Source organism: Kitasatospora sp. NPDC056731, from assembly GCF_040687675.1.
GTDB lineage: Bacteria > Actinomycetota > Actinomycetes > Streptomycetales > Streptomycetaceae > Kitasatospora.
The window spans coordinates 230,477-240,762 of the sequence record NZ_JBFBNR010000011.1; the positions used below are offsets into that span (position 1 = coordinate 230,477).

Consider the following 10,286-nt stretch of genomic DNA (forward strand, 5'->3'; position numbering starts at 1 on the left):
AGGTGGTAAATGCAACCATCTATGGATGTAGCTTACAACTATCTGACGCCGATCGAAAGCCGCCCGCCCCAGCGGGGCCACGGCCGAACGCTCAGGACAGCTCGAACACGCCGTACGAGAAGCCGTCCGCCCGCAGCTCCCCGTCCGCCACCCGCACGCCCCGCACCTCCAGCGGGCGCACCCCGCCGTGCTCCAGCCGCACCACCCCCGGCTCCCGGCGCGGGTTCACCGCCACCAGGTACCGTCCGGCCCGGGTGTACACCAGCGGGTACCCGGCGTGCCGGACCTCCACCCCGCCGGAGGCGCCCAGCCCCGGATGCGCCCGGCGCAGCGCGATCAGCCGCTGGACGGTGTGCAGCAGCGAGGTCGGATCGGCCCGCTGGGAGAGCGCGTCCGGGCGCCGCGGGTCCGGGTCGACGGGCAGGTAGAGGCGCTCGGGCGGCGCGCTGGAGAAGCCCGCCGCCGGCCCGGGCTCCCACTGCATCGGGGTCCGCGAGCCGGCCCGGTTGTACCGCGGGCCGAGCACGCTGCCCTCGACGTCGGGCAGTCCGGGCAGGTAGCGCATGCCGATCTCGTCGCCGTAGTAGACGGCCGGCAGGGTGGGCCAGGTGAACAGGAACGCGAAGGCGGCGGCCAGTTGCTCGTCGGTGCGCGGGCCAGTGGCCAGCCGGGAGAAGTCGTGGTTGGCGGTCGGCAGGGCGATGTGGCCGACGCCCTCGGTCGCTTCGGCGGCGGCGCGCCAGGCGTCCAGGAACACCTGCGGGGTGCCTCGCCCCTCGGCCTCGAAGTAGCACGGGCCCTGCTGCCAGAACTCCTCGACCGTGCCGGCGCCGTTGTTCCACAGCGAGCGCAGCGGCAGGCCGTGGTCGGCGCCGCCGAACTGCAGGAAGAAGTCCGCGTGGAAGCCCGCCGCGACGGCGGCCGCCGGATCGCCCCACTCGGCGAACAGCGCGGCCTGCGGGTGGGCGCGGTCCAGCCAGCCCCGCAGCCCGGTCCACAGCTTGGCGGTCTCCACCAGGCCCGGGTCGTCCTTGACCAGCGAAGAAGCCATGTCGACCCGGAAGCCGGCCAGGCCGAGGCCGAGCCAGTGCGCCATGATGTCGCACAGGGCCGCCCGGTTGGCGCGCGGGCCCTCGGCGTCCACCGGCTGGCGCCAGGGTTCCCCGGAACTGGGGCGCGCGTAGCCGAAGTTGAGCGCGGGCTGGCAGTCGAAGAAGTTCGGCCGGTACCAGCCGGGGCGGCTGCCGGGCGAGGCGACGAAGCCGTCCACCCGCTGGTCGGACCAGATGTACCGGTGGTCGGCCGGGTCCTCGGCGGCGGCCAGGAACCAGGGGTGGCGGTCGGAGGTGTGGCCGGCGACCAGGTCGAGCAGGATCCGGATGCCCTTCCGGCGGGCGGCCTCGACCAGCGCGACCAGGTCCTCGGTGCCGCCGTAGCGCGGGGCCGGGGCGAGGTAGTCGGCGACGTCGTAGCCGGCGTCGCGGAACGGGGAGGCGAAGCAGGGGTTGAGCCAGACGGTGTCGACGCCGAGCCAGGCGAGGTGGTCGAGGTGCGCGGCGATGCCGGCGAAGTCACCGATGCCGTCGCCGTCGGAGTCCGCGAAGCTCTGCGGGTAGATCTGGTACAGGACGGCGTCGGCCAGCCAATCGGGGCCGGGGCGGGGCGAGGTCATGGGGGTGGGTCCTCCTGCCGGATCCGGGGGCCGGGGCCAGGGCTGGGGCCGGGGCCAGGGCTGGGGCCGGGGCCGGGGCCAGGGCCGGGGCTGGGGCTGGGGAGCACGATTCTCGCCCATCCCCGGCCGCGCCGACAGCCCGCCGACCGACCGCCCCGGCGCCCCGCCACCCGCCGGCCCCTCAGGCCCGCGCCACCGCGCACGCCGCGGTGAACGCCCGGGCCCGCCGGGTGATCTCCGCCCAGTCCCCCGCCGCGACCGCGTCCGGCGGCACCACGTCCGTGCCCGCGCAGACCGCGAGCGCGCCGTGCGCCAGGAAGTCGGCGGCGTTGCCCGCGTTCACCCCGCCGGAGGCCACCAGCGGGACGTCCGGGTACGGGCCGCGCAGGTCCTTGAAGTAGCCGGGGCCGAACGCCCGGGCCGGGAAGATCTTCACGGCGGCGGCCCCGAGGTCCACCGCCCGGGCCACCTCGGTCGGGGTGAGCGCCCCGAGCACCACCGGTACCCCGGCGGCCCGGGCGGCCTGCGCCACCTCGGGCCGGCAGCCGGGGGTGACCAGGAAGGACGCCCCGCTCGCGACCCCGCGCTCGGCCTGCTCGGCGGTCAGCACGGTGCCCACGCCGACCCGCCAGCCCGCGTCCGCGGCACGCCGCAGGTGCGTCGTCACCTCCGGTGTGGTGTAGGTGAATTCGGTCCAGTTGATGCCGCCGTCAGCGAGCGCGGCGCACAGTGCGGCCGCGTCCGGGATGCGGGGCGCGCGGACCACGGCGATCACCGGGTCGTCCCGCAGGTCGGCGAGGGGGTTCACGGAGGGAGGATTCACGGAGGGGGGATTCACAGGGATCTGGTTCCTCGGTCGGTGCGGCGCAGGGCGCGCCCGGGCCGGGCGCCCGTGGTGCGGCCCTGCCGGACGACGGCGGTGCCGTTGACGTACACATGCTGGACGCCCTCGGCGGGCAGCCGGGGGTACTCGAAGGTGGCGGCGTCCCGGACCTTCTCGGGGTCGAGGAGCACCAGGTCGGCGTGGTGGCCGGGGGCGATCAGGCCGCGCCGGTGCAGCCCGAGCCGGGCGGCGGGCCGGCCGGTCATCCGGGCGATGGCCTCCTCCAGCGTCAGCACGCCCAACTCCCGGCTGTAGTGGCCGAGGTAGCGGGGGAAGGTGCCCCAGGCGCGCGGGTGCGGCCGGGCGCCGACCAGCAGCCCGTCGCTGCCGACGGTGTGCGCCGGGTGGCGCATGATCGCCCGGACGTTCTCCTCGTGCCCGACGTGCTGGAGGATCGTGGTGGCCAGTTCGTCGCGGCGCAGCAGGTCGAGGAAGACCTCCGTCCCGCTGCGGCCCTGCTCGGCGGCGAGTTCGGCGACGGTCCGGCCGACCGTCCGCGCCAGCTCGGCCGTCCGGACGCCGGAGATCTGGATCGTCGCCCAGTCGGTGACGACACCGTGGCAGCCATCGCTGCCCTTCTCCTCCACCTCGTACCGGATCCGCTCGCGGGCGGCCGGGTCGGCGAGCCGGGTGAGGGTCGCTTCCGGGCCGCCCTCGGTGGCCCAACTGGGCAGCAGGGCGGCCAGGGTGGTGGAGCCGGGCAGGTAGGGGTAGCTGTCCAGGGTGAGGTCGACGCCGTCGGCGAGTGCCTGGTCGACCAGTTCCAGCAGTTCGCCGGCCCGGCCCCGGTTGACGCCGAAGTTCATCGTGGCGTGGGTCAGGTGCAGCGCGCAGCCGGTCCGCCGGGCGATCTCCACCATTTCCGCGTAGCCCTCCAACGCACCCGCGCCGTACGAGCGTTGGTGCGGGGCGTGGAAGCCGCCGTAGGCCGCGACCACGGTGCACAGCTCGACCAGTTCGGCGGTGTCCGCGTACATCCCGGGGGTGTAGCTGAGGCCGCTGGACATGCCGACCGCGCCGTCCAGCAGGCCCTGCGCCAACTCCTGGCGCATCCGGTCGAGTTCGGCCGGGGTGGGTGGCCGGTTGGCCCAGCCCATGGCGAGCATCCGCAGCGAGCCGTGCGGGACGAGGTAGCAGGCGTTGACGGCGACGCCGGTGCGGTCGATCCGGTCCAGGTAGCCGGCGACGCCGCGCCAGTCCCAGTCGAAGGCCTCCGGATCGCCGTTCCAGCCGGCCAGTTGGCGGCGCAGCGCGGGCAGGGTGGTGTCGTCCACCGGGGCGTAGGACAGGCCGTCCTGGCCGAGGACCTCGCAGGTGACGCCCTGGGTGACCTTGGCCGGGTGCTCGGGTTCGAGCAGCAGGGCGAGGTCGGAGTGGGCGTGCATGTCGATGAAGCCGGGGGCGAGGACCAGCCCGTCGGCGTCCACCACCGTCGGCGCGTCGAGGCCGGGGCCGATCCCGGTGATCAGCCCGTCGGCGATCCGCACGTCCGCCCGGTAGCGGTCCGCGCCGGTGCCGTCGACGACGGTGGCGCCCCGGAAGACGGTGTCGGGCGCTCTGCCGCCCGCCATCAGAAGAACGTCCTGACCAGCCCGGTGACCTTCGGCTCGGCCGCGTCGGCGGAGTCGAGCACCGGGATCGCGGTCCACTTGTCGAAGGCCGTGCACGGGTGGGAGACGCCGAGTCGCAGCACCGCTCCGATCGGGGCGAGGTCGCCCGCGTCGCGCAGGAAGGCGTGCTGGTCGTTGAGTGCGGTGATCCGGGCCGCAGTGCCGGTCAACTCGGCGCCGCCGCGCACGTGTTGCGGCTCGGGCAGGCCCTCGTCGAAGGGCAGGTCGCGCTTGCCGGCGTCCAGCAGGGCCAGTTGCGGCTCGGGCCGGGACACCACCCGGGCCCAGCCGTGCAGCGCGCTGCGGAACGGCGTGGCACCGGCGCCCCGGACCAGCGGCGAGATGCCCCGGTAGAAGCCGTCGTCGTGGGCGATGTACGCGCCCGAGCGCAGGACCACGAGGGCTTCCGGCAGGCCTGCGAGTTCCTCGACGACCAGGTCGAAGTAGGCGCTGCCGCCGGCCGTCACGATCGGCCGGGCGTCGTCCGGGTAGGCGCGGGCGAGCCGGCCGTGCAGGTCGGCGAGCGCCTTGAGGTAGCCGCGGACGGTGGCCAGCCCGTCGGCGGTGGCGTCGTGGGCGAGCGCGCCCTCGTAACCGCCGACGCCCGCGAGGCGCAGGGTGGGGGCGCGCAGCACGGCGGCGGCGATCTCGACGGCCGCGTCGACGCCGCGGGCGCCGGTGCGCCCGCCGGGTCCGCCGAGTTCGACCAGGACCTCGACGGGCCGCTGGGCACCGGCGGCGCGCAGCGCCTCGTCCATCAGCCGGACGCTCTCGGTGGAGTCCACCCAGGAGACGAAGGCGAACGCCGGGTCGGCGGCCAGTTCGGCGGCGAGCCAGGCCAGTCCGGCCGGGTCGAGCAGGGTGTTGGCGAGCAGGATCCGCTCGACTCCGAAGGCCCGGGCGACGCGCACCTGCGGCAGGTTGGCGAGGGTGATGCCGTGGCTGCCGGCGACGAGCTGCGCCTGCCAGAGGGCGGGCGCCATGGTGGTCTTGCCGTGCGGCACGAGCGCGACCCCGGCCTTGGCGCACCAGTCGGCCATGGTGCGCAGGTTGTGGTCGAGCGCGGCGCCGTCCAGGGTGAGCAGCGGGGTGCCGAGCCCGGTGAGGGTGGGCCCGGTGGCCAGCCAGTCGCGGACGGAGTGCCCCCAGGCCTCCGGCGGGGCGGCCTTGAACCGCCAGTCGAGCGTCTCGTCGGCGAGGGCCGCCACCGCGCCGTCGTCGATGCCCGGCCCGGTGCCGATGCTTGCGAAGGTCTGCTCCACCGTCTTCCTCCATCTGCCGTGTTGCAACATGTGCAATGAGGGTTGCACATGTTGGCATGACGGTTCTAGCATCGGCGCCGGATCACGGTCAACGGAACGGCCGCCGCAGACGGAGGAGCCCAGCAGATGCCGCGACAGGACACCCCGGGCCCGGCCCGCCCCGGTCCTTCCCCGACGGCCGTGTGCGTGGGCGAGTCCATGGCGGTGCTGCTGCCGGACCGGCCGGGCCCGCTGGAGGCGGTGGAGAACTTCCGGTTGTCGGTCGGCGGCGCGGAGTCCAACGTGGCCGGCGCGCTGGCCGCGCTCGGCGTGCCGACCGCCTGGATCAGCCGGGTCGGCGACGACGGCTTCGGCCGCCGGCTGCTCGCCGAGGTCGCCGCCCGCGGCGTGGACATCTCGGCGGTCGCCGTCGACCCGCACCGCCCCACCGGCCTGTACCTCAAGGAGGTCGGCGGCGCCACCGGCCACCACCACGACCTCGGCCCCGGCCGCAGCCGGTTGCACTACCACCGGCGCGGCTCCGCGGCCGCCGCGCTCTCCCCCGCCCTGCTGGCCGACCCGGCGGCCGTCCGGCTGCTGTCCGGCGCCCGCCTGCTGCACCTGTCCGGCATCACCGCCGCGCTCTCCGACGACTGCTTGGCGCTGCTGCGCGCCCTGCTCGCCGACCGCCGCCCGGAGCGGACCGTCAGCTTCGACCTCAACTGGCGCCCCGCGCTCTGGCACGACCGCGACCCGGCCGTCCTGCCGCCGCTGCTGGACGCCGCCGACCTGCTGCTGATCGGCGCCGACGAGGCCGAGGCCGCGTTCGGCACCGGGGAGCCGGTCGCGCTGCGCCGCCGCTTCGCCTCCCCGGCCACCGTGGTGGTCAAGGACGCCGCCCGGCTGGTCACCGCCCTGGAGCGGGACGGCACGTCAGTGAGCGAACCGGCCCTGGCCGTCGAGGTGGTCGAGGCCACCGGCGCGGGCGACGCCTTCGCCGCCGGCTACCTGGCCGGCACCGTCCGCGGCCTGGACCAGCGCCGCCGGCTGCGGCTCGGCCACCTGAGCGCCGCCTGCGCGCTGACCGCCCACGGCGACCAGGCCGAACTGCCGCCCGCCGCCGTGGTGGCCGCGCTGCTCGACGCCTCGCCCGCCGACTGGGCCGCCACCCGGGTCTCGGTGGAGGGCATCACCGGCCCGGCCGTCCCCGCAGACCGGTCCCGCGACGCCCGGCGGGCCCGGGCACAATGAGCACGAACCCGAGCCCGAACGACCCCGGCGGAGCACGATGAGCCAGACCGTCACCCGCGCCCTGCGCCTGCTCGCCGAACTCGGCGAGGGCGAGCGCTCCCTCGACCAGCTGGCCGAGGTGCTCGGCGTCCACAAGACGACCGTGCTCCGACTGCTCCAGAGCCTGGAGGAGGAACGGTTCGTCTACCGTGACGCCGCCTACCGCTACCACCTGGGCGCCGGCCTGTTCGCCCTCTCCGGCCTCGCCCTGGAACAGCGCGGCGTCCGCCGGATCGCCGCCCCGCACCTGGCCGAGCTGAACGCCACCACCGGCCAGACCGTGCACCTGGCCGCGTACGAGGGCGGCGAGGTCGTCTACATCGACAAGTTCGACTCCCGGCACCCGGTCAGGATGTACTCCCGGATCGGCCTGCGCGCCGCCCTGCACAGCGCCGCCGTCTCCAAGGTGCTGCTCGCCGACCTGCCGCTGCCCGAACGCCGCCGGGTGGCCGCCGGGATCGACTTCACCCCGCACACCCCGCGCACCCTCGGCACGCCCGAGGCGCTGCTCGCCGAGCTGGAGAAGGTCGCCGTCCAGGGCTGGGCGCAGGACCACGCCGAGCACGAGGCGTTCATCAACTGCGTGGCCGCCCCGATCCGGGACGCCAGCGGCCGGGTCGTCGCCGCCGCGTCCATCTCCGTGCCGGACGTCGTCCTCCCCTACGAGCAGGTGCTGGACCTCCTCCCGCAGCTGCTCGCCACCACCCGCGCCATCTCGGCCGACTGCGGTCGCCCGGACCACAACTGATCAGCCGCCAGACCGTAAGGAACCTCATGAGCGAGCAGCACCCGACCAACGGCAAGACCGAGATCCGCACCGACGGCGCCCCCGCCCCCGCCTGGATGTTCTCCCAGGGCGTCCGCAAGGGCCCGATCCTCCAGGTCTCCGGCCAGGGCCCGCAGGACCCGGCGACCGGCGAGTACCTGTACCACGGCGACGTGAAGGCGCAGACCCGGCGCACGCTGGAGAACGTCAAGGCGATCGTCGAGGCCGGCGGCGCCACCATCGAGGACGTGGTGATGTTCCGGGTCTACCTCACCAAGCGGGCGGACTTCCCGCTGATGAACGAGGTGTACGCCGAGTTCATCGACGAGAACATCAAGCCCGGCGGCGTGAAGCCCTGCCGCACCACGATCTTCGTCGAGCTGCCGCAGGAGCCGATGCTGGTCGAGATCGACGCCCAGGCCGTCGTCGCCTGAAACACCGTCGAGCAGCCCGACCACCGCAAGGGCCCGGACGCGCACCAGGCGTCCGGGCCCTGCGCCGTCCCCCTCGTTCACCTCCCCGCGGGCACGCCCTGCTCGGCCGGAGCTCACCGCCCCGCGGGCACGCCCTGCTCGGCCGGGGCGCCCGAGCGCGCCACGACCCGCCCCTCGCCCGCCGCGCCGCGCCGGTCCAGCGCCGCCGCGAACACCGTCGCCCCGAGGGCGACCGCGGTGAGCAGCCCGCCCACCCAGTTCGGCGCGTCGTAGCCGAGGCCGCCGGAGATGACCAGCCCGCCGAGCCAGGCGGCCAGCGCGTTGCCCAGGTTGAACGCGGCGATGTTGGCGGCCGAGGCCAGCGTCGGCGCGCCCGCCGCCTGGTCCATGACCCGCTTCTGCAGCGGCGCGACGGTCGCGAAGCCGAACAGCCCGATCAGCGGGATGAGGACGATCGCGGCCGGCTTGCTGTGCGCGGCGAAGGTGAAGGCGAACAGCAGCACCGCGAGCACCGCGAGGATCACGGTGAGGCTGCGCATCAGCGCGCGGTCGGCGAACCAGCCGCCCAGCAGGTTGCCGACGAACAGGCCGACGCCGAACAGGAAGAGCAGCCAGGTGACGCTGCTCGGGGCGAAGCCGGCCAGTTCGGTCATCATCGGCGTGATGTAGGTGAACATCGCGAAGATGCCGCCCCAGCCGAGCACGGTCATGGCGAGCGCGAGCCAGAGCCGCAGGGTCCGGAAGACGGCCAGTTCGGGGCCGAGCCGGGCGGCGCCGGTCCGCGGCTGGACGGGCACCAGCGCCGCGATACCGGCGAGGCCGAGCAGGCCGAGCCCGGCGACGACGTAGAACGTGGAGCGCCAGCCGAAGTGCTGGCCGAGCAGGGTGCCCATCGGGACGCCCAGCACGTTGGCGGCGGTGAGGCCGGTGAACATCAGGGCGATGGCGCCGGCCCGCTTGTGCGGGGCGACCAGGTCGGCGGCGACGACCGAGCCGATGCCGAAGAACGCGCCGTGCGCGAAGGCACTGACGATCCGCCCGACCATCAGCAGCCCGAAGGCGGGGGCGACGGCCGCGATCAGGTTGCCCACCACGAACAGGCCCATCAGCGTCAGCAGCATGCCCTTGCGGGGGGCACGGGTGCCGAGGATGGTGAGCAGCGGGCCGCCGACCACGACGCCGAGCGCGTAGCCGGAGATCAGCAGACCGGCGGTGGGGATGGCGACCGAGAAGTCGCCGGCGACCTCGGGCAGCAGGCCCATGATCACGAACTCGGTGGTGCCGATGCCGAAGGCGCTGATCGCCAGCGCCAGGAGCGCGAGGGGCATGAGGGACCGCTTTCCAGAGAGAACCGTTGCGCATGCAACTACCAGCGTCGACAATACGAGACACCCGCAGGTACTTGCAAGCGCTTTCTATCCCCCACGGCAGCGACCCCGGCCACGCCACTTGCCACACCCCCCGAGCAGAGATTAGGTTAGGCTCACCTAACTACCTGGAGGTCCGTCATGAGCCTGCCCGCCGGCGACGCCGAGGTGCCCGAACCCACCACCGCCGAGCGGGTCCAGAGCCTGCTCAGCGCGACCTCCTCGCTCACCGTCCGCGCCTGCGGCGAGCACCACGACCTCGACACCCCGGTCTCCGTCCACGGCTCCCGACTGCGCCTGCGCGCCCCGCTGGGCGACCCGCTCGCCACCGCCGCCGCCCGCGCCACCGACGGACTCGCCGTCGTCCTGGACGTCACCGACATCTCCCCCGTCGCCGTCCGCGACCGGATCCGCGCCCGCCTCACCCTGGCCGGCCGACTGCACCTGGCCCACCTCGCCGACGACGGCCTCAGCGTCCACCTGCACGTGGACGTCGCCCACGCCGTCCTCTCCACCCCGTACGGCACCGGTGCACTCACCGCCGGCGACCTCGCCCACGCCGCACCCGACCCGCTGGCCCGCTACGAGGCCGCCATGCTCACCCACCTCGCCGACGACCACGCCGACGCCCTCGCCGTCCTCACCCGACTGCTCGACCCGGACCTGCTCGCCCAGCACCCGGAGGTCCGCCCGCTCGCCCTGGACCGCCACGGCCTGGTCCTGCGCCTGGACCACCCGCACGGCCACCGCGACGTCCGCCTGGTCTTCCCCGAACCGGCCGCCGCCACCGAGGACTTCGGGCAGCGGATGCACGAGCTGCTGAGCGCCGCCCAGCATGGCCTGCCCGCCCACCAGATCTGAACCGGCCCACCGGCGAGCCGTCCTGACGCCTCGTCAACTCACCCCGGGGGCACCCGAAAAGGCCCGGAAACGACAGCGGCCGGCCCGGCTCGCGAGAGAAGTCTCGCCGGTGATCATGCGCAGGACGCAGGGTGGCGCACCGTGGCATGAGGCGGCGGTGCG

General features: G+C 74.7%; 9 protein-coding genes. 4 read left to right on the forward strand and 5 right to left on the reverse strand.

Annotated elements, in window-relative coordinates; translation table 11 throughout:
• Window positions 1-91: 91 nt before the first annotated feature.
• The 4 genes from AB0R04_RS14450 to AB0R04_RS14465 form a co-directional block, all read right to left on the reverse strand.
• Window positions 92-1,672, reverse strand: coding sequence for an alpha-amylase family glycosyl hydrolase (locus AB0R04_RS14450; RefSeq protein WP_363371050.1), 1,581 nt, complete (start codon window positions 1,670-1,672; stop codon window positions 92-94).
• Window positions 1,673-1,853: 181 nt separating this feature from the next.
• Window positions 1,854-2,480 (reverse strand): bifunctional 4-hydroxy-2-oxoglutarate aldolase/2-dehydro-3-deoxy-phosphogluconate aldolase, encoded by a 627-nt coding sequence (locus AB0R04_RS14455; protein WP_063350231.1) that lies wholly within the window; start codon window positions 2,478-2,480, stop codon window positions 1,854-1,856.
• 26 nt (window positions 2,481-2,506) lie between these two features.
• Window positions 2,507-4,126: a D-aminoacylase gene (locus AB0R04_RS14460; RefSeq protein WP_363371054.1), complete on the reverse strand. Its 1,620-nt coding sequence runs from the start codon at window positions 4,124-4,126 to the stop codon at window positions 2,507-2,509.
• The gene (locus AB0R04_RS14465) at window positions 4,126-5,427 is read right to left on the reverse strand and encodes an alanine racemase (protein WP_363371057.1); all 1,302 of its coding nucleotides are present in this window, start codon (window positions 5,425-5,427) and stop codon (window positions 4,126-4,128) included. The genes AB0R04_RS14460 and AB0R04_RS14465 overlap by 1 nt, the downstream gene beginning before the upstream one ends.
• A 126-nt stretch (window positions 5,428-5,553) precedes the next feature.
• Between AB0R04_RS14465 and AB0R04_RS14470 the strand changes: the two genes are divergently transcribed.
• Genes AB0R04_RS14470 through AB0R04_RS14480 form a run of 3 tightly spaced genes read left to right on the forward strand, consistent with a single transcriptional unit; the run spans window position 5,554 to window position 7,896 of the window.
• A complete protein-coding gene (locus tag AB0R04_RS14470) occupies window positions 5,554-6,657 on the forward strand; it encodes a sugar kinase (RefSeq protein WP_363371060.1) in 1,104 nt (367 codons plus the stop codon).
• Between the two features lie 37 nt (window positions 6,658-6,694).
• Window positions 6,695-7,444, forward strand: coding sequence for an IclR family transcriptional regulator (locus AB0R04_RS14475; RefSeq protein ID WP_363371062.1), 750 nt, complete (start codon window positions 6,695-6,697; stop codon window positions 7,442-7,444).
• Window positions 7,445-7,470: 26 nt separating this feature from the next.
• Window positions 7,471-7,896: a RidA family protein gene (locus tag AB0R04_RS14480; RefSeq protein WP_363371065.1), complete on the forward strand. Its 426-nt coding sequence runs from the start codon at window positions 7,471-7,473 to the stop codon at window positions 7,894-7,896.
• A 113-nt stretch (window positions 7,897-8,009) separates the two neighbouring features.
• Here AB0R04_RS14480 and AB0R04_RS14485 read toward each other — a convergent pair whose 3' ends face one another.
• On the reverse strand, window positions 8,010-9,224 hold the full coding sequence (locus AB0R04_RS14485) for an MFS transporter (RefSeq protein WP_363371068.1): 1,215 nt from the start codon (window positions 9,222-9,224) through the stop codon (window positions 8,010-8,012).
• 180 nt (window positions 9,225-9,404) lie between these two features.
• On the opposite strand from AB0R04_RS14485, the gene AB0R04_RS14490 reads away from it, so the two are divergent.
• On the forward strand, window positions 9,405-10,124 hold the full coding sequence (locus AB0R04_RS14490; RefSeq protein WP_363371070.1) for a DUF2470 domain-containing protein: 720 nt from the start codon (window positions 9,405-9,407) through the stop codon (window positions 10,122-10,124).
• Window positions 10,125-10,286 lie beyond the last annotated feature (162 nt).

What these genes read in the sequence shown, in the direction of transcription:
- AB0R04_RS14460 (WP_363371054.1), bottom strand. Translation starts at nt 4,126, where the DNA reads ATGGCGGGCGGCAGAGCGCCCGACACCGTCTTCCGGGGCGCCACCGTC.
- AB0R04_RS14485 (WP_363371068.1), bottom strand. Translation starts at nt 9,224, where the DNA reads ATGCCCCTCGCGCTCCTGGCGCTGGCGATCAGCGCCTTCGGCATCGGC.
- AB0R04_RS14450 (WP_363371050.1), bottom strand. Translation starts at nt 1,672, where the DNA reads ATGACCTCGCCCCGCCCCGGCCCCGATTGGCTGGCCGACGCCGTCCTG.
- AB0R04_RS14480 (WP_363371065.1), top strand. Translation starts at nt 7,471, where the DNA reads ATGAGCGAGCAGCACCCGACCAACGGCAAGACCGAGATCCGCACCGAC.
- AB0R04_RS14475 (WP_363371062.1), top strand. Translation starts at nt 6,695, where the DNA reads ATGAGCCAGACCGTCACCCGCGCCCTGCGCCTGCTCGCCGAACTCGGC.
- AB0R04_RS14490 (WP_363371070.1), top strand. Translation starts at nt 9,405, where the DNA reads ATGAGCCTGCCCGCCGGCGACGCCGAGGTGCCCGAACCCACCACCGCC.
- AB0R04_RS14470 (WP_363371060.1), top strand. Translation starts at nt 5,554, where the DNA reads ATGCCGCGACAGGACACCCCGGGCCCGGCCCGCCCCGGTCCTTCCCCG.